The following is a 16,806-nucleotide window of genomic DNA, read 5'->3' as shown; positions in this document are numbered from 1 at the left end:
ATTGTGAATATTTAGCTTTAATTAAGAGTTAGTTATAGAGGAGTAAAAAATGCGATCTAAATTTTGGGCGATCGCGCTGTCAATTATCCTAATAGTTACAGTGGTTTTTCCAGCTATTGCCCAGTTTCCTTTACCTAACTTACTTTTGCCAACTTCTTCCGGGCAGGTAAGATCGCAACAAGAAGTAGTTACTACTTGGGTTTCCTTAGATGGTCGCCGTCTATTTCAAATCGCTGAAACTAGAAGCAATTTAGCCAAGCGGGTTGATGACATTCAGCAACGCTTGCACAGTATTAGCCAAAATTACTTTCAAAGCAACTCTACCGAACTCCAAGTACAAATTAGGAAAGAAAATAATTTACCTGTAATCTACGTTAATGGTGAATATTTATTTACCATTACTGGCGCAGATGCCAAACTACAAGCAGAAGAACCCTTTAGTCTAGCTGACAAACTGAGATTATCTTTAGAGCAAGACTTAAGACGAGCAAAACTTGAGCGACAACCAGAATTTTTGACTCGTTCGGGGGCGATCGCATCCGGAATATTTCTCAGTATAGTTTTAATTAGCTGGGGAATCCGGTGCTGGCAATGGCAAATAACTCAGCGCCCAAAGGCTACGCCCACAAGCGATCCTGTTACAACTCAACTTAGCAAACAGCAGCATAATAACATTCAAGAAGTGAGGCGGAGATTATTTCAGTTAGCACACAGTTTGATTTGGGGTAGTGGAGCGCTACTAATTTTAAGTTTGTTTCCCTATACGCGGGTGATTCCATCTTGGATTTTGACGGTGCTAAGGATTCCTTTTACTCTTGGCATTGTGGCTTTAGCAACTTATGTAACGGTGCGTTTGAGTTATGTATTAATCGATCGCTTCACTTCCGCACTAGCGATTAATACTTTACTTACCCCAGAAGATTCTTTGCGCCTACATTTAAGGGTTTCGACTATTTCTGGTGTTACCAAAAGCCTCGCTACTTTAAGCGGGGTAGCAATCGGTACTCTGATCGCTCTAACTACGGTGGGAGTAAATATCGCGCCTTTACTTGCTGGGGCTGGTTTATTGGGGGTTGTCATTTCTTTGGCTTCTCAAAATATTATTAAAGATGCGATCAATGGTTTTTTTATTATTTTGGAAGACCAGTATGCGCTAGGTGATGTAATCAATGTGGGAAATGTTGGCGGTTTGGTGGAAAATCTCAATCTCCGCATCACTCAACTAAGAGACTCTGAAGGACGCTTGATTACGATCCCCAATAGTGAAATCAAAATTGTTGCTAATCTCTCCAGTCGCTGGTCAAGAGCCGATCTTAGTATTCCTGTTGCTTATCACGCAGACATCGATCATGCTTTAGAACTGATTAATAATGTGGGTATACAAATGGATGAAGATCCTAAATGGATCGAGCAAATTATCGAAACGCCACAAGTGCTAGGAGTTGAAAATTTTGGCGATCGCGGTGTGATGATTCGTGTTTGGATCAAAACCCAACCCCTCAAACAGTGGGAGGTAGCAAGAGAGTATCGTCGTCGAGTCAAAATTGCTTTCGATCAAGCTGGTATTGCTATCCCCTTACCTCAACAGGCTGTTTGGCTAAATGAAATTGTCCCACCCTCTAAAGCCGACTATGACGGTAAAAGTCCGCGATCGCAGGATTCTTAATATAGCTGCTAAGGCGATCGCTGTTTTCCCACATTTTTAGTACATACGTACTATAATAGAAAAGAGTAGAGTTATCCAGCTAATAGCTCTATCAGGTTGTTATTCGAGACTTTAACCTATGACTAAGCACTATATTCTCAACCTAAATCCAACGGCAAAACACGATTGGGATCGTTGTAGTTTAAGAGATCCAATCACCGCCAAGCGCCCAGAACTTGCAAAATTAATCGCCGAAGCTATTGGCGCAGAACCTGGTAGCTACTTAGTGTCTGTAAATATCGAAGTCAAAGTATTAGAACAAGTAGGAATGCCGCAAACCGAGCAGTTGCCTTTAACAACAGTGCATCAATTCCAAGAATTGGTGGCGTAAAACCAATAATTCCATTTTAGCTTGCCAGTAAGAGAATTATGTTGACCTCCTCCCCGACCTTAAGGTACGGGGATTCCTAAGACTCACGACTTAGGTTTCTGTTTCTTTCCCTTTCGGGTTTTTTGCAACTGCCTTTTAGACTCTTGCCTATCGGGTCTTATGTTCGCTCCACAGACTGACACCGCAAGCCCTGCGGCAAGTATATTCCTACTCGCGTTGATATCACGGTCATGGTTAGTTTGACACTTAGGACAATCCCACTCACGTACATTCAACGGCATTTTGTCTACTATATGCCCACAGTTTCCGCACCTTTTGGAGGAAGGAAACCATCGGTCAATTTTAATCAGTTCTCGCCCGTGCCACTCGCACTTGTAAGCAAGCTGGCGGACAAATTCACCCCAACTAGCATCGCTAATCGAGAGCGCCAATTTATGGTTTTTGACCATGTTTTTGATTGCCAAATCCTCAACCACGATGGTTTGGTTTTCGTTCACCAGTTGAGTAGTTAGCTTATGCAAAAAGTCTTTGCGACTATCAGTTATTTGTCCATGTACTTTGGCTACTTTGAGCCTTTGCTTATGTCGATTGTTCGACCCCTTCTGCTTACGAGACAAAGATTTCTGGACTCGTCTAAGCTTTGCGATTCTGCGTTTAAAGTGCTTGGGATTAGCGATTTTGTCCCCATTACTGGTAGCAATCAAGCTAGTTATCCCCATATCCAAACCAATAGATTTATTGGATTTTGGCAATGGTTCAATCACTGTGTCTACGAGCAAAGAAACGTGGAATCGCCCACTCGCATCCAACTTGACCGTGATGGTAGACGGTTCGCATCCCTTGGGCAGTTGCCTACTCCAACGAATCGGCAGCGCTTCAGTACACTTGGCAAGCCATACTTGCCCATCCTTCCACTTAAAAGCGGACTTAGTGAACTCAGCAGAGCCACCATTATGCTTCTTTTTAAAGTTGGGATACTTAGCGTGTCCCGCCCAAAAGTTTGCAAAGGCTTTTTGCAAGTGTCTAAGTCCTTGCTGCAAAGGTACGCAGCTAACCTCGTTCAGAAATTGCAAGTCTTCTTGCTTTTTCCATTGGGTAAGCATGGCAGAAGTTTTGATGTAGTCAACCTTTTCTTGCCTTTCGTACCAACCTTCCGTCCGGGAAGCCAACGCTCGGTTGTAAACCAAACGCGCACAACCCATAGTTCTCCGCAACAAGGTTTCTTGTTCGGAAGTTGGGTAAACGCGGTAACGGTAAGCTTTTTGCATACCTCACATTATAACACAAAATATGTGGGAATCTCCGGGGTGTTGAACCCCATCGATTCCCCTCCTATCCCTCCCCGTGCTGAAGCAACGGGGTTTCCCGGAGAATTATGATGACCATGGAACTAAGTCATTATCCAGAAGCGATCGCCAAAGCTGCTCAACGGGTAAATGAACTTGATGCAGAAATTATGGCAGTACAGCAACTTCTCTATCGAGTAGAAGGTCACGCGGATACTCGTTCGGCTTTTGACATGGATTTGAAAAATGATACTCAACGCAAGGCGCGGAGGTTTGAAGTTCTGCTGATAGACAAAGAATATCAAACCGCTACAAATACGTTAATGCGGCTATCGGCAGAAAAAGCCAACGCTTTAGCTCATTTAGAATGCCTGCGCAACCAGTTTAGCGTAGCCAAGTTAGAGACAAGATACGCGATCGCCCAACAACTGACAGATTTTGAATCGCGCGAATTAGTAGGAGTGTAATTTACGTAACTTATTAATAACAGCCAAGCAGTGGGTTTACTTCACTGCTTTTTTATTTGGCAATAACTGCTCGCGTCCGTCAAAATTAGAAAAGCCCAATTGTTGTTTATCTAAAATAGTTGTAATGACTCAAGTTACAAGCGCAGAAATTGCTAAATTTCGTACTCAATTAGCAGATTACCCCGATGCTATAAATGCACTACAAGTAATAGAGGACTGCGAGGGCAATTTGGAAGATGCGGCAATGGTACTAGCAATTCGAGCCGGACAGCAACCAGAGATAGCTAACTTTGATTGGTTAGATAGTTTAGCCAAAAAATGCCGCGCGGTTATTTGCAAGGAAGAATTTAGAAGCAGTTTAATCGCTGAAGATTTTGCGATCGTCGCCGGACACTTGGCGGCAACGAAACTTTGTCCAGCGCTATTAGTGACTCCAGTTTTGATGTATGCGGTGCAAGATGGGATTAATATTTTTTGCGAACCATTAGACGCAGTATCGGTAATTTAAGTAACCAAGCACCAGCTAGTAATGCTCTTTACATTAACAATTGGCAATTAATTTAGGGCGATCATCGCCTGACAAACATTTTATGGCAATGTCTCTAAAACCTGATACTCCAGCGATTCAACGATTTTATAGTGAGTATTACCCATTTGTGAGCCAAACTGGCATTCAATGTCCTCTAATAGCTGCGGGGAGATTGATTTCCATTCTTGGCGGCTACGCCAACGAATAACTAAAATAACTTCTGTAGGTATATAAGGATTAAGCCAAACTTCCTTATTTATAAACCCAGAAAACTGCGCGATCGCCTTTGTTCAAATTTGCCGATCTAGGTGTAGATATTTGTCCCGATCTTCCGCCCCAACTTCAACGATGAGTAACTCAATAACCACAATTATTAAGCGCCGTGCGCCCGGACAACTTCTGTATCGTAAGTACCATCAGAAAAAAGGTTTATCAATCTAAATCCTGGTTGAGCTTGCTTATCGATAGTAAACTCTTTACTTTGGGGTTGAAACTGCACGCAGGTAGAGGGAGAACCTAGATAACGTACTCCCTGACGCTGACTATCAAACTCTTGGTGAATGTGACCGAATATAACCAGTTTTATCTGTAAATAGTGATCGATTAGCGCCAAAAACTCCTGATAATTGCGTAAGTTAATGTTATCCATCCACTCAGAGTTAATTAAGCAAGGTGGATGATGTATAGCAACCAAAGTAGGAAGCGTACATTTTTTAAGTTGCGATTCTAGCCAATCCAAACTTTGCTTAGAAATCTCTCCCTGTACGCACCCTGGGATTAAAGAGCTTAAAAGTACAAAGTTCCAGCCGCCAGACTGGAAAGCCTTGGTTGCATCAATTGGAGACTGTTGTAATACTTGCTCCATAATTGGCAAATTGTCATGATTTCCGGGAAGCCAGTAAGTAGGAATATTTAGCGGGGCGATAAAATTATATAAGCGATCGTAAGATTGGCGGCTTTCATCTTGAGAAATATCGCCTGTTAGTAACAAAATATCTGGAGGCGATTGCAATGCTCTCAATCGCTCTATAACTGCTTGCAATGAGTTATGAGTTGCTACGCCAAAAACCTTCGGCTCAACTTCTGCAAATAAATGAGTGTCGGTGATTTGAGCCACTAGCAACGAAGACAAGTTATTCATAGCAAAAGGTTTAGTTTTTGAGTCAATTATTATAAACAGGTATTAATAACGAGGTTTAGAAAAATTTGGGGGAAATACGCCCCTTCTGGTAATGTTTTCCCTTGATAGAATTGTAGCAAGGCGCGATCGCACATAACTGTAACAGTTTAATTGCAAAGTTTATTAAAAAAGGTACAAAAAAGTGGAAAATAATAACTGGCTTCAGCAATTGGTAATGCTTGGTGTAGGGACAACGTCTTTAGTCGCGGAAAAATTACGCGAAGCAAGCGACGAATTAGTCAAAGATGGCAAACTAAACCCAGAGCAAGCTAAGGTTTTTGTCGATGATATGATGCACAAATTAAAATCGGAACAGGGAAACTGGGAAACCCAAATGCAAAAGCAAGTAAAAAATGTGATGCAGGATTTGGGCGTACCTCGTCAGTCAGAAACCGATGAATTGCGGGGAAGAATTGACAGGTTGGAGCGTCAAGTGCGAGATTTGGAAAATAAACTCTGGCGTTAATTTGCATTTCTCCAGCCAATTGAACTAAAATCTGTTGTGTTTGTAACACTTTCTACTATTCCTTGGTTTTAAGGAGGAAGAATTTTGAGAGAAATTATCATCAGTTTTGGTGTCATAGTAGTTTGTGTTGTAGTTTTGGTTGTTAGTCAGTTTACAAACCAGCCTAATGCTAGTGCAGATAGACTTACATCAAACCAACCCCAGATTGCTCAAGTAACCGAAAATAAACAACCAACTCCTAGTAATACTATGTCTGACGACGATAACAAAGTTGTAAGTACGGCTTCAGGATTGAAGTACGTTGTACTCAATGAAGGAACTGGCGCGACTCCTAAAACTGGTCAAACCGTTGTGGTGCATTACACCGGAACTCTAGAAGATGGGACAAAATTTGATAGTTCCCGCGATCGCGGTCAGCCTTTTTCTTTTAAATTAGGCGTAGGACAAGTGATTAAAGGCTGGGATGAAGGACTTAGCACAATGAAAGTAGGCGATCGCCGTCAGCTTACTATTCCCCCAGAATTAGGTTATGGCGCTCGTGGTGCGGGGGGCGTAATTCCCCCCAATGCAACGCTAATTTTTGACGTAGAATTACTAAAAATTAGTTAGTAACTACTCCCTGGGCGCATTTAGATATGCGCCCTAACTTTTTTAAGGCTCTTAGCCATCTTCAAAGCGGGATTTACAGGCGGGTAAAAATTTTATTGGCTCAAAACGGATCGCTACATACCAATTAAAACGGCAAAAATAACTTAACCGCCGCCGAGCCTAATAGTCCCAATATATTCATAAAGTTTCCTTTACTTTTTGGCTTTGATGCGCTTGGTGGTGGCGCTCCTAACTCTGTAATAAATGCCTGCGCTGTTTGGGTTCCGGTAATGTTTCCTTGAGCTAAAAACAATTGGTCTGCAACTACCGCATCTTCCATAGCTCCTTTACGGTCTAATAATTGGTAACGAGCAACACTACGTCCCATATAAGCCAAAGCAAACTCTGGGTCAATAGTTAAAGCTTGGTTAAAATAATCAATTGCCCCTTGGGAGTCCCCTTTTTGACCTTGCAACATTCCCCATCTATAAAAATCTCCAGCCTTAGCTGCCTCTGTGGGTATACCGATCGCACCTTGCAAGTGAGCGACATTGACATCAGCATCCCCAAAGCTGACATTGTACAAATAGGCATCTCTAAAATCTGCTCCAGCTATTTGCGCTCCCTGTAACTTTACCCCTGTTAAATTGGCTCCAAATAAAGAAGCGCCAATTAAATTTGCTCCCGTCAAATCGGCTCCACTCAAGTTTGCACGGCTCAAATTTGCCCCGCTTAAGTTGGCTCCCGATAAATTAGCTCCCGATAAATTCGTCAAAACCAAGCCTGCACCACTTAAATCGCAACTTTGACATTGTTTAGTCGAGAGCAATTGTCTGGTATGAGCGATGTTTTCTGAAAAAGCTGGATAAGCAAGGCTAAAAGTTGTAAGTACCGTAGTAGCTAAAATAAAAAGTTTCATAAACGGGAGACTTGGCAAAGTACAAGGCGCTAATTTTTGTAGATTAACATTTAATATTTCAACATAGAGGATTTTTGAGTTTTTCCGCCATAAAAAGGCGATCGCTAAATTTTTTTAAAAAATGTTGACACTAAAAAACCTCTCCTACTTTTGAGAGGTCTATAGAAAACGAGCGTTACTTTTTGTTTAGACTAAAGAACGACAAGTTAAAATCTCGTAGCCGTCATCGGTGACTAAAACAGTATGCTCAAACTGTGCTGATAAAGAATTATCAACAGTAACTGCTGTCCAGCGATCGGATAGTATGCGTGTTAATTTTGAACCAGCATTTAAAATTGGTTCAATAGCTAAAGTCATGCCTTTTTTGAGCTTGACATTGGGCATTTCACGAGTGCGATAGTTAAATACGGATGGTTCTTCGTGTAAGTTGCGCCCGACACCATGCCCAGTAAAGCTTTCAACTATTTTAAATTTGTTTGCTTTAACATGGTCTTCAATTGCTCCCGCGATATCCATTAGATAGTTTCCGGCTTTTACTTGCTCAATACCTTTATAAAGGGCTTCTTCGGCTACTTTAATTAATCTCGCAGCTTCGGGAGTTACTGCGCCCACGGCGATCGTAATACAAGAGTCGCCATGAAAGCCTTGATAAAATGCTCCGGTATCTACCTTTAAAACATCTCCAGCGCGAATAACTTTTTTAGGGTTGGGAATGCCGTGTACGACTTCGTTATTAATACTGGCACAAATAGAAGCGGGGAAGCCATGATAGCCTTTAAAGCTAGGAGTTGCGCCCATTTCCCGAATACGCTTTTCGGCATGAGCGTCTAAGTCTAGGGTAGTCATTCCGGGTTCTACCAGTTGGGATATTTCTTTTAATACAGTGGCGACAATCTTGGCTGACTGGCGCATAATTTCAATTTCCCGCTCGGATTTTATCTCAATTCCTTTAACTTGTTTTTTAGGACGGGGAGTTTGAACAGTTTGAGAAAGCAAGTTGCTAAAAATATTCATCGATTAAATCGTATAAAAGCGCATAAATATATCGTACTTAGCGATCGCTCTTTGATAACAAACTTCGCCTATTATTATTTCTTTAGTGTGATACAGGCGTTTTTACCCATACCACACCAAAAAAGCGGTTATTTAGCGGAATTTCCTCCCGCCGTTACAATCGCAAATTTATCACTTTGGAGTAATTCTTTAGCGGCTTTATTTACGTCTTCTAAGCTCACAGCTTCGATTTTGGTAGAAAAAGAACTTAATTCGTCCTGTCCTAAACCATAAACTTCATTGAGTCTAATGGTGTTGGCTAGTTCGTCAGGATTTGCCAAACCAACATTGTAACCACGAGTTAGAGAGCGTTTAGCGGCGGTTACTTCCTCCTTAGTGACACCCTTGTCGTGAATTTGGCTTAAAAGGGCGCGGACGCTAGAAATAGCTTTATTAGCATCTTCGGGGTCGGTTTGCATGGAGACAACAAAGGGTCCTGCTTGTCTTCCGGCGCTAAAGTAGCTATAAATGCCGTAAGTCAAACCTTGGCGATCGCGCAATTCTGTACCTAATCTACTAGATAAAGTATCACCGCCAACAATCTGATTTAGTACCAAAGCTGCGTAATAACGGGGATCTTTGCGATTAATTCCGCGATCGCCTATATAGGTAACAGCTTGAGTTTTTCCGGGTAATGATGGGTTAAGTTGCACTACTTTTTCGGAGTTAGGCACATTAGGATAATTAACTACAGGCGCTTTCCCTTCTGCTTTCCAGTCATTTAGGGATGTTTCCAATAAACTCCGCACTTGTTTGGGGTCAAAATCTCCCACTAAAGTTAATACCATTTGGTCAGGACGATATTGTTTTTGGTAGAAACTAGCAACATCTTCACGGCTTAGGCTTTTTAGAGTTTCTGCGGTGGGGAAAGTATGGAAAGGATGATTAGCGGGATAAATCGCTTGCTGAAATACTCGTCGTGCTACACGAGCAGGATCGTCTAATTCCAAATCGAGGCTAGTTAAAGCTCTTTGGCGACTAAGTTCAATTTCATCGCTAGGAAATGTAGAGTTTTGCACTACATCCGCTAAGGTTTCCAAAACAACGGGTAAATCGGTCTTTAAGCTGTAGCCGTTAATGTCTACACCTTCACGATTCGCTCTAAAATTCAAACTTGCACCGCGATCTTCTAAAGCTTTAGCAAGAGCGAGATCGTCTTTAGTTTTCGTTCCACTTAGTAAGTTTTCCGCCGTCAAAGCCGCAAGTCCTGCTTTTGGTTGCGTGTCAAATTCTGCGCCAGCCTTGATAAAACCGCTTAAAGTCACCGTTGGCGTACTAGCATCTGGGAGCAACAACACTTTTACACCATTAGTTAGCGTAAATTCCTCTGGTAAAGCTTTAGGAGTGGGTGTTGCTGGATCTACTGTTGGTAAATATTTCGCTACTTCGGCGGGGTCTACAGGCGCGCCAGGACTAAAGTTTTCGGTCATTTGGGTAGGATTTCCCCCGGTGCTGGCTTCTCCGTCCTGCTTAGTTGGTTCAAATAATCCTACTGTCCGTTTAGCGGGTGCGAGGTAATTTGCGGCTACTCGCTGCACATCTTCAACGCTAACTTTATCAATGGCGGCTAAGTAACGGTCTGTAAAACGATAATCTCCGGCGGTTGTTTGGTCGTAGCCAATTTGCATTGCTTGGGAAACAATATCGCGGTTGTTGAGTAATACCGAGGCTTGTAATTGAGTTTTGGCGCGGTTTAGTTCGTCAGTGGTTACGCCTTTTTCGGTGAGGAGGGCGATCGCATTTAACAAAACCGAATCAATTTTTGCTAATTCTTGTCCCGGTGCGGCGGTTATTTCCAAGTTGTACCATCCACCACCAGCCAAAGTAGCCGCGTAGCCATTCATACCACTAGCTAAACCCGACTCAATCAAAGCTTGATAAAGTCTAGAATTGCGACCTTCGGTCAAAATCCCATTTAGCACATCCAAAACCGGCGCATCGGGATGATTGATATCAACTAAAGGATATACAGATTGCAACAGTGAAGCTGCACCAGGCTCTTTTAAAATAATTGGCTGTTTAGTCGGGGTTTGCGGCTTAGTTGCAGTAGCTTGGGGTTTAACAACTTCTTCTTGAGCATTAGGTACTTTGCCAAAAATCTCTTTAACCTTTGCCAAAGTAGCCTCTGGCTCAAAATCTCCCACAACAATTAAAGTGGCATTTTTAGGGCTGTAGTAGTTGCGGTAATAGCTTTTGACTTGTTCAACCGTAAACTTTTCTACATCTGCCTTAGTGCCGCCGATAGTCAATCCATAGGGACTATTTGGTAAGGCGGCACGCATAACGGCTCTACCCAAACGATAGTCGGGGCTATTTTCGTATCCCTGCAACTCAGAAATTACTACCCGCTTTTCGCTGGTCAATTGCTCGGCATTTATTAGAGCATTCTGCATTCTGTCAGCTTCTAGCTCTAAAAGACTATCCATTAAGCCGCGCTCGACTGTACCAAAATAAGCGGTTTGATCGTAGCTAGTAAAAGCATTAGAATCGCTACCCAAAGCACTAAACAAGCGTCCAAACTGAATCGGGCGGCTACTCGTACCTTTAAACAACATATGTTCTAATTGGTGAGCAATGCCGTTTACACCGGGAGCTTCATCGCGCGAACCAATTTGATACCATACTTGAACGCTAACAACGGGAGCAGTTTTAACTTGTTTAGTCAGGACAGTAAGCCCATTTTCGAGGACAGTTTTGCGGACATTTTCAGTTACAGAAAGCGACATTGGTTTTTTAGTAGTTAATGGTGCAGATATAGCAAAAGAGTTATTAAACAACAGCGTTGCACTCAAGCAAGCGCTAAATAGGATAAATAACAAACGATGTCGCCTGGATGGAAATAACATACACTAATGCTTTTTAAATTTCGGTACTTTAGCAGTGGGCTTAAGCCGATCTTAGCTATAAGCAGGGAGTTTCGACCCAAAGCGGCGACAAATCCTGTTGAATATCTGAGTGAATTGTCCAAAATAATATACAGAGAAATTCCGTGTAATACCCCCATTTAAGCTAGATATACGGAAAAATTCTATTTAATCACCCCTATTGGGTGATATACAGAAAAATTCCGTATATCACACTCAAAAATGAACGCAATGCTTATGTATGTTGTTAAAAGTAGAAGATTATACGGAAAATTTCAGTACACTAAATAGTTATGCGTCTTTAAGGTAAGCCCATATTAATGGAGGATGAACGGAAATGAGTGAAATGATTGCGGCAGAGACTCAGGTTCGCGCGGTTCTCGAAGACTGGGCTAATGCGACGCAGCAGAACCGTAAAGACGAAATTCTCAAAAATCATGTCCCTGATCTTGTGATCTTTGACGTTCTACCACCAATGAAATATGAAAGCGCTGAATCTTATCGCCGAAGTTGGAATGATTGGCAGCCTGAAACCCAGAGCGAAGGGCAGTTTGATCTGGAGAATTTATCTATAACAGCCAGTACCGATCTTGCTTTTGCACATTGCTTTATTTATTGCGGTGGCACAATGCCAGATGGACTCACCTTTCAAGATTGGGTGCGAGCTACTTTCTGTCTTAAGAAAATAGACGGAATGTGGAAAATTTTACATCAGCACATATCTAAGCCAATTCAAAAATCTAGTGGCTAACAGCACAAAATCCACGCATAACAACCATGTTGAAGCGGATTGAAGAAAGTTTTTGGTGTGGTTTCAGACGTTAATGGCAATAGCTCAACACGAACGTTAAAAGGCACAATAATGGAAGCTGTTATTTTCGATATAGACGGTACGCTTCTGCAATCCGACGCGAATGACGATGCGTTGTACTTGGCAGCCGTCCGTGATGTACTTGGAAATGTCAACTTGCGTCCGTCCTGGGCGATGTATACCCAATTCACCGCTACTGGCATTTTGGCTGAGATACTGAATGACAATGCCATTGATGCAACACTAGAGACAGTAGCTGCGGTGCGAGATCACTTTGTTGCCAGTGTTCGTCTCCATGTTTCTGAGTACGGCCCTTTCGCGGAGATACCGGGCGCACGGGAGTTTGTTCAGAGCCTGCACAACTCGGCTAGACATCGAATCGCTTACGCTACAGGGGGTTGGCAAGAATCGGCGCTACTAAAACTATCTATCTCTGGCTTTCCTGTACAAGGTGTCCCGCTATCTACGTCCGATGACCATTTCGAGAGGCAGGAAATAATGCTTTACGCGCTGCGACAACTGGATGGTGTCTATGACAGAGTTACCTACTATGGAGATGGACACTGGGATGCCGTAGCTGCGAAATCACTTGGTTGGAATTTTGTTCCCGTTGGAAGAAAGCTCGATGGGCTTACCAGCTATGAATCGAGTGCTGCCTAACCCATCGCTCAAGCGCAAGCCAACGTTGGGCTGCACTATATTTCGGTGGGGCGGTGGTTTAAAGTTCCCGGTAGTAAAAAAAGATTAAACGAGTGCTAGGTTGAATTCTGCGGAGTATTGACACTTATAGAAATCCCAATGGTTGAGATTAGACCAATTCAAGAGCATCAGATTGAACAAGCCAAGCAGGTTGTTACCTCCGTATGTCTGGATGTTTGGCAAGATATTCTGACTGAAGAAGATGTGAAGTGTTATGATTCAATGTCTGATATTGAGCAGATGCGATCGCACTATTTTGGCAACGGTGGGATGTTTTTGGTGCTAGTGGACAACGAGCGGGTTGTTGGTACTGGGGGAATCCGAAAACTCAATGACGAAATCTGTGAACTTAAACGGATGTGGTTTCTCAAAGCGTATCGAGGACAGGGCTGGGGCTGGAAAATGGCTCAAATGCTCTTCGATTTTGCAAGACAGGTCGGTTATCAAAAAGTGAGGCTTGACCTCGTAAATGAGGAGCGGCAACCCCAAGCACTCAAACTTTACAGAAGGCTTAGTTTTTATCCGATTGAGAGGTACAACGATAGTCCATGCAATATTTTTATGGAGAAGTTTTTAGAGTCTGTGCAAGAGTAGCAGCCAAGCCGCCCAACACTGTGTTGGAGCGGACAAACAAAAGATTTACGCTTCGTTTAGTGTTATCTGCTGCCGCTCAACTATGCCGTTATACATAAATCAAACAGTCCATTAAGATTGTCTGTTTTTAGCTGAGATTAGGCAAGTAAAAATAGTTGGCGGCGTTGGTAAGTCCAGAGATGTTAGGGACGATCGCACTTCGCCAAAGTCTAGAGAAGTTATTGCGCGATCGCACTGTATTAAGTTCAGAAAAGCTAAAGCGCGATCGCACTGTGTCAAAGTCCAGAGAAGTTAAGGCGCGATCTGCTTGCATCAGCGCTTCGCTATCGCACTGTATTAAGTTCAAAAAGTTAATTGCGCGATCGCACTATGCCATAGTTTATAAAAGTTGTAGCACTGCTTCCCTTGAAGAACTTATTGCCAGTAGTTACAATGTAATTACTTTTTGCTTTTAAAATCATCCAACTATGGGCGCATCTATTAGAACCCGAATTGTTAAAATTGGCAACTCTCAAGGTGTTCGTATTCCTAAGCTCCTCTTGGAACAAAGCGGTATTCATACAGAAGTTGAAATCGAAGTGCAGGGCGACTTTTTAACTATTCGCACAGCTTCGCCACGAACTGGATGGGAAGAAGCCTTTGCTGCGATGGCTAACAAACAGGATGATGTTCTTCTAGATGAAGTTAACACCACCGATTGGGATCGAGTTGAATGGGAATGGTAGTCAATCGTTTCGATGTTTTTCTAGTTAATCTTGACCCCACTGTTGGCAGTGAAATTCAGAAGACACGACCCTGGGTTGTGATTTCACCAGACGAGATGAACCGTTATATTGGGACGGTGATAATTGCTCCAATGACGACAAAAGGAAAGATATACCCTACTCGTGTTGTTTGTCAGTTTCAGGGTAAGGATGGGCAAATTGTTCTAGATCAAATCCGCACAATAGATAAAACCCGACTGATTGAAAAGCTCGGACAGATTAGTCAAGAGGAGCAAAAAGCGGTTCTTGACACCTTGGCTGAGATATTTGCTGAGTAAGCTACCTTACAAAGGCTTGCAGCGAAACGAAGGCATATATTATCGTCAGTGATGCAAAGCGTATCACTAACTGTTGAAGCCCAATTCGTCAGACTAAACTGATCGCGCCGTTGAGATTATCTGCTTTTGGACGAGATTAGGCAAGTAAAGATGGTTGGCTTGGTTGTTAGCCCTGAGAAGTTATTGGGCGATAGCGCAAGCGCGCTCGCAGAGCATCGCACTACGCCAAAGTTCAAAAAGTTATAGGCGATCTGCTTGCAGCAGCGCTTCGCTATCGCACTGTGTTAAGCCCTAAGAAGTTATTGGCGATCGTCTCTTGGTCTTGAATAGGTGGACGATTGGGTAGCTTTAGACTATTTCAGGTGCTGCTAACTCCTGCGCACTGATGACCGAGTAGTATCTGTAGGTAGCAAGATTTCCCGGTAAAATATAGTCAGATATTTCTTCCTCCTGCCACTTTATGAACTACCAACACATCATTACAATTGAGCCTGGAAAGCGCAGTGGCAAGCCGTGTATTCGGGGAATGAGAATTACTGTGTATGACATCTTAGAATATTTAGCAGGTGGCATGACCGAAGCAGAAATTCTGGAAGATTTTTCGGAACTCACTTCAGAAGACATCAAGGCTTGTCTTGCTTTTGCGGCTGACCGTGAGAAAAAGTTATTTGTGGCATCACTGTGAAGCTTCTATTGGATGAAAACTTGTCAGACCGAATTATTCACAAGATTGTCGATTTGTATCCTGATTCCGATCATGTCAAAACGTTAGCTCTGACCAATACTGACGATGCACTGATTTGGGAATATGCAAAGGCGAATGGTTTTGTGATTGTTTCCAAAGATTCTGACTTTCATCAGCGCAGTTTACTCTACGGCTATCCACCTAAGTTTATTTATCTTGGCATCGGCAACAATCCAACATCAAAAATTGTTCAGATTTTGAGAGATACCTTTGACACAATCTCTCAATTTGAAAGTAGTGAAACGGAAAGTATTTTGGTTTTGACCTAGTGTGGAGTTGCCATAGAACAAACCTAATGAACATCACATCCCAAAATAACAATTAAGACTATTGTAATATTTATAGGTTCAGTTGGCGGGCGATAGCGCAAGCGCGCTCGCAGAGCATCGCACTTCGCCAGAGTTTAGAGAAGTTTAGGGCGCGATCGCACTGGGTTAAGTTTCAAAAAGTTATTGCGCGATCTGCTTGCAGCAGCGCTTCGCTATCGCACTGTGTATCACATACCACTCAATTTAAACGTTACACCTAACCAAACTCAATCATCTAGTACAGAGATTGTTTTTGTACATATAATATATGTATGGAAGTTTAATAGAATCCGAACAAAGCGGCTGTTAATCTGCAAAAGCACGGTGTGCGCTTTTCTGACGCTGAGGCGATTTTATTTGACCCGAATGCACTTTCTTTTGAAGATACAACGGCTCAAGGAGAACAAAGATTTGTTGTGATTGGAATGGATCATCTCTGGCGCTTGCTAGTCGTGGTTTATACAGATCGAGGGAATCGAGTTCGCCTGATTTGGGCCCGTTCAGCAACACGTTTGGAGAGACAGAAGTATGAAAGCGGAATATGATTTTAACCAAGCCAAACGGGGTGCTATCATTCCCCAAACAGGTAAAACTCGCATCACAATTTATATTGATGACGATGTGTTAGAAACTTTCCGAGAACGGAGTGACTCTGCTGGTAAAGGCTATCAAACTATGATGAATGAGGCTTTGCGGCAGTATCTAGAAAAAGTAAAACAGCCCCTAGACGAAGAAACACTACGCCGAGTTATTCAAGAGGAACTGCGCGCAGCGAGATAAGTGAGTTTTCATTGCATTCTCCGAGACACCCGTGACTTTTAGTCATGGGAGGGATAGGAGGGTGACGAGGATTCCATCTCTGATGATGTTGGACGTAGTACAACGGGAGAAGGGATGGATGACGAATCACCAATCTATGTGCTAGAATATACATGGTCATTGACCCACCCGCGACGCATGGATCAGACAGCCTAACGAGCGAAGTCCAGTACAACTGGCGGCGCAGAAAAATCGGTAGACCGGGAAAAGAGGATAGGGCAATGTTAGTTCAACCCTAAACTTACGGAAGTAAATAAACATTTGTTTGTTCTCAAGTTGCTGCGGGACACGCAGTCGTAAAGTCTGTGGAGCGAACATAAGACCAAATCTCCTTTGGGAGTGGAGGCAGTTGCTATGAAACAGAAACCTAAGTCGTGAGTCTTAGGAATCCCCGTGCTTT

22 protein-coding genes and 1 pseudogene are annotated in these 16,806 nt (G+C 42.8%); 15 read left to right on the top strand and 8 right to left on the bottom strand.

The window, feature by feature from the left end:
- The first annotated feature begins 49 nt into the window (after positions 1-49).
- Both SYN7509_RS0210490 and SYN7509_RS0210485 read left to right on the top strand, forming a co-directional pair.
- Positions 50-1,666 (top strand): mechanosensitive ion channel family protein, encoded by a 1,617-nt coding sequence (locus SYN7509_RS0210490; protein ID WP_009630255.1) that lies wholly within the window; start codon positions 50-52, stop codon positions 1,664-1,666.
- A gap of 118 nt (positions 1,667-1,784) precedes the next feature.
- A complete protein-coding gene (locus tag SYN7509_RS0210485) occupies positions 1,785-2,036 on the top strand; it encodes a hypothetical protein (protein ID WP_009630256.1) in 252 nt (83 codons plus the stop codon).
- Between the two features lie 83 nt (positions 2,037-2,119).
- Here SYN7509_RS0210485 and SYN7509_RS0210480 read toward each other — a convergent pair whose 3' ends face one another.
- Positions 2,120-3,304, bottom strand: coding sequence for an RNA-guided endonuclease InsQ/TnpB family protein (locus tag SYN7509_RS0210480; RefSeq protein ID WP_028954175.1), 1,185 nt, complete (start codon positions 3,302-3,304; stop codon positions 2,120-2,122).
- A 107-nt stretch (positions 3,305-3,411) separates the two neighbouring features.
- Between SYN7509_RS0210480 and SYN7509_RS0210475 the strand changes: the two genes are divergently transcribed.
- Positions 3,412-3,789: a hypothetical protein gene (locus SYN7509_RS0210475; protein WP_192819836.1), complete on the top strand. Its 378-nt coding sequence runs from the start codon at positions 3,412-3,414 to the stop codon at positions 3,787-3,789.
- 124 nt (positions 3,790-3,913) lie between these two features.
- Positions 3,914-4,297, top strand: a complete 384-nt coding sequence (locus tag SYN7509_RS0210470; RefSeq protein WP_009630416.1) for a hypothetical protein — start codon at positions 3,914-3,916, stop codon at positions 4,295-4,297.
- Between the two features lie 80 nt (positions 4,298-4,377).
- Here SYN7509_RS0210470 and SYN7509_RS31715 read toward each other — a convergent pair whose 3' ends face one another.
- On the bottom strand, positions 4,378-4,548 hold the full coding sequence (locus SYN7509_RS31715) for a hypothetical protein (protein ID WP_369792309.1): 171 nt from the start codon (positions 4,546-4,548) through the stop codon (positions 4,378-4,380).
- Positions 4,549-4,691: 143 nt separating this feature from the next.
- The gene (gene cpdA / locus SYN7509_RS0210465) at positions 4,692-5,459 is read right to left on the bottom strand and encodes a 3',5'-cyclic-AMP phosphodiesterase (protein ID WP_009630418.1); all 768 of its coding nucleotides are present in this window, start codon (positions 5,457-5,459) and stop codon (positions 4,692-4,694) included.
- A 181-nt stretch (positions 5,460-5,640) separates the two neighbouring features.
- Between cpdA and SYN7509_RS0210460 the strand changes: the two genes are divergently transcribed.
- Together SYN7509_RS0210460 and SYN7509_RS0210455 are read left to right on the top strand one after the other, a co-directional pair.
- Positions 5,641-5,964, top strand: coding sequence for a phasin family protein (locus SYN7509_RS0210460; RefSeq protein WP_009630419.1), 324 nt, complete (start codon positions 5,641-5,643; stop codon positions 5,962-5,964).
- An 84-nt stretch (positions 5,965-6,048) separates the two neighbouring features.
- Positions 6,049-6,573, top strand: coding sequence for an FKBP-type peptidyl-prolyl cis-trans isomerase (locus SYN7509_RS0210455; protein WP_009630420.1), 525 nt, complete (start codon positions 6,049-6,051; stop codon positions 6,571-6,573).
- A gap of 124 nt (positions 6,574-6,697) precedes the next feature.
- Here SYN7509_RS0210455 and SYN7509_RS0210450 read toward each other — a convergent pair whose 3' ends face one another.
- From SYN7509_RS0210450 to SYN7509_RS0210440, 3 genes are all read right to left on the bottom strand, one after another.
- Positions 6,698-7,471: a pentapeptide repeat-containing protein gene (locus SYN7509_RS0210450; RefSeq protein ID WP_009630421.1), complete on the bottom strand. Its 774-nt coding sequence runs from the start codon at positions 7,469-7,471 to the stop codon at positions 6,698-6,700.
- Positions 7,472-7,657: 186 nt separating this feature from the next.
- Complete coding sequence (gene map / locus SYN7509_RS0210445; protein ID WP_009630422.1) at positions 7,658-8,485, bottom strand: type I methionyl aminopeptidase; 828 nt, start codon at positions 8,483-8,485, stop codon at positions 7,658-7,660.
- 128 nt (positions 8,486-8,613) lie between these two features.
- Complete coding sequence (locus SYN7509_RS0210440; protein WP_028954235.1) at positions 8,614-11,370, bottom strand: M16 family metallopeptidase; 2,757 nt, start codon at positions 11,368-11,370, stop codon at positions 8,614-8,616.
- Between the two features lie 355 nt (positions 11,371-11,725).
- Between SYN7509_RS0210440 and SYN7509_RS0210435 the strand changes: the two genes are divergently transcribed.
- The 3 genes from SYN7509_RS0210435 to SYN7509_RS0210425 all read left to right on the top strand — a co-directional run bounded on the left by SYN7509_RS0210435 (position 11,726) and on the right by SYN7509_RS0210425 (position 13,492).
- Positions 11,726-12,139 (top strand): YybH family protein, encoded by a 414-nt coding sequence (locus tag SYN7509_RS0210435; RefSeq protein WP_009630424.1) that lies wholly within the window; start codon positions 11,726-11,728, stop codon positions 12,137-12,139.
- Between the two features lie 111 nt (positions 12,140-12,250).
- The gene (locus SYN7509_RS0210430) at positions 12,251-12,859 is read left to right on the top strand and encodes an HAD family hydrolase (protein WP_009630425.1); all 609 of its coding nucleotides are present in this window, start codon (positions 12,251-12,253) and stop codon (positions 12,857-12,859) included.
- A 138-nt stretch (positions 12,860-12,997) separates the two neighbouring features.
- Complete coding sequence (locus tag SYN7509_RS0210425; protein ID WP_009630426.1) at positions 12,998-13,492, top strand: GNAT family N-acetyltransferase; 495 nt, start codon at positions 12,998-13,000, stop codon at positions 13,490-13,492.
- 127 nt (positions 13,493-13,619) lie between these two features.
- On the opposite strand, the gene SYN7509_RS29655 is transcribed toward SYN7509_RS0210425, so the two are convergent.
- On the bottom strand, positions 13,620-13,838 hold the full coding sequence (locus SYN7509_RS29655; RefSeq protein ID WP_148297976.1) for a hypothetical protein: 219 nt from the start codon (positions 13,836-13,838) through the stop codon (positions 13,620-13,622).
- A 121-nt stretch (positions 13,839-13,959) separates the two neighbouring features.
- Between SYN7509_RS29655 and SYN7509_RS0210415 the strand changes: the two genes are divergently transcribed.
- The 6 genes and pseudogenes from SYN7509_RS0210415 (at position 13,960) to SYN7509_RS0210385 (ending at position 16,367) form a co-directional block, all read left to right on the top strand.
- Entirely contained in the window at positions 13,960-14,217 is a 258-nt protein-coding gene (locus SYN7509_RS0210415) for an AbrB/MazE/SpoVT family DNA-binding domain-containing protein (protein ID WP_009630427.1), read from the top strand.
- The gene (locus SYN7509_RS0210410; protein WP_009630428.1) at positions 14,205-14,534 is read left to right on the top strand and encodes a type II toxin-antitoxin system PemK/MazF family toxin; all 330 of its coding nucleotides are present in this window, start codon (positions 14,205-14,207) and stop codon (positions 14,532-14,534) included. Before SYN7509_RS0210415 ends, SYN7509_RS0210410 begins: the two co-directional genes overlap by 13 nt.
- A 460-nt stretch (positions 14,535-14,994) precedes the next feature.
- A complete protein-coding gene (locus tag SYN7509_RS0210400; RefSeq protein WP_009630429.1) occupies positions 14,995-15,219 on the top strand; it encodes a DUF433 domain-containing protein in 225 nt (74 codons plus the stop codon).
- Positions 15,216-15,548, top strand: a complete 333-nt coding sequence (locus SYN7509_RS0210395; protein WP_009630430.1) for a DUF5615 family PIN-like protein — start codon at positions 15,216-15,218, stop codon at positions 15,546-15,548. Before SYN7509_RS0210400 ends, SYN7509_RS0210395 begins: the two co-directional genes overlap by 4 nt.
- Before the next feature lie 338 nt (positions 15,549-15,886).
- Positions 15,887-16,132, top strand: a pseudogene (locus SYN7509_RS31710) (BrnT family toxin); the annotation flags it as partial.
- The gene (locus tag SYN7509_RS0210385) at positions 16,116-16,367 is read left to right on the top strand and encodes a BrnA antitoxin family protein (protein WP_009630432.1); all 252 of its coding nucleotides are present in this window, start codon (positions 16,116-16,118) and stop codon (positions 16,365-16,367) included. The pseudogene SYN7509_RS31710 and the gene SYN7509_RS0210385, both read left to right, overlap by 17 nt.
- 156 nt (positions 16,368-16,523) lie before the next feature.
- Here the strand turns inward: SYN7509_RS0210385 and SYN7509_RS29650 are convergent, their stop codons facing one another.
- A complete protein-coding gene (locus SYN7509_RS29650) occupies positions 16,524-16,724 on the bottom strand; it encodes a hypothetical protein (RefSeq protein WP_148297974.1) in 201 nt (66 codons plus the stop codon).
- Positions 16,725-16,806: the final 82 nt, after the last annotated feature.

Origin of the sequence: Synechocystis sp. PCC 7509 (assembly GCF_000332075.2) — a bacterium.
Classification (GTDB): domain Bacteria; phylum Cyanobacteriota; class Cyanobacteriia; order Cyanobacteriales; family Chroococcidiopsidaceae; genus Aliterella.
Note: the sequence above shows the minus strand (reverse complement) of the source record. Positions and strands in the feature narration are given on the sequence as shown.

Coding starts and splice junctions, on each gene's coding strand:
- SYN7509_RS0210440 (WP_028954235.1), bottom strand. CDS start 11,370: ATGTTATTTCCATCCAGGCGACATCGTTTGTTATTTATCCTATTTAGC.
- SYN7509_RS29650 (WP_148297974.1), bottom strand. CDS start 16,724: ATGTTCGCTCCACAGACTTTACGACTGCGTGTCCCGCAGCAACTTGAG.
- SYN7509_RS0210485 (WP_009630256.1), top strand. CDS start 1,785: ATGACTAAGCACTATATTCTCAACCTAAATCCAACGGCAAAACACGAT.
- SYN7509_RS0210425 (WP_009630426.1), top strand. CDS start 12,998: ATGGTTGAGATTAGACCAATTCAAGAGCATCAGATTGAACAAGCCAAG.
- SYN7509_RS0210415 (WP_009630427.1), top strand. CDS start 13,960: ATGGGCGCATCTATTAGAACCCGAATTGTTAAAATTGGCAACTCTCAA.
- SYN7509_RS0210470 (WP_009630416.1), top strand. CDS start 3,914: ATGACTCAAGTTACAAGCGCAGAAATTGCTAAATTTCGTACTCAATTA.
- SYN7509_RS0210490 (WP_009630255.1), top strand. CDS start 50: ATGCGATCTAAATTTTGGGCGATCGCGCTGTCAATTATCCTAATAGTT.
- SYN7509_RS0210435 (WP_009630424.1), top strand. CDS start 11,726: ATGAGTGAAATGATTGCGGCAGAGACTCAGGTTCGCGCGGTTCTCGAA.
- SYN7509_RS0210400 (WP_009630429.1), top strand. CDS start 14,995: ATGAACTACCAACACATCATTACAATTGAGCCTGGAAAGCGCAGTGGC.
- SYN7509_RS0210450 (WP_009630421.1), bottom strand. CDS start 7,471: ATGAAACTTTTTATTTTAGCTACTACGGTACTTACAACTTTTAGCCTT.
- SYN7509_RS0210475 (WP_192819836.1), top strand. CDS start 3,412: ATGATGACCATGGAACTAAGTCATTATCCAGAAGCGATCGCCAAAGCT.
- SYN7509_RS0210480 (WP_028954175.1), bottom strand. CDS start 3,304: ATGCAAAAAGCTTACCGTTACCGCGTTTACCCAACTTCCGAACAAGAA.
- map (WP_009630422.1), bottom strand. CDS start 8,485: ATGAATATTTTTAGCAACTTGCTTTCTCAAACTGTTCAAACTCCCCGT.
- cpdA (WP_009630418.1), bottom strand. CDS start 5,459: ATGAATAACTTGTCTTCGTTGCTAGTGGCTCAAATCACCGACACTCAT.
- SYN7509_RS0210385 (WP_009630432.1), top strand. CDS start 16,116: ATGAAAGCGGAATATGATTTTAACCAAGCCAAACGGGGTGCTATCATT.
- SYN7509_RS0210430 (WP_009630425.1), top strand. CDS start 12,251: ATGGAAGCTGTTATTTTCGATATAGACGGTACGCTTCTGCAATCCGAC.
- SYN7509_RS0210410 (WP_009630428.1), top strand. CDS start 14,205: ATGGGAATGGTAGTCAATCGTTTCGATGTTTTTCTAGTTAATCTTGAC.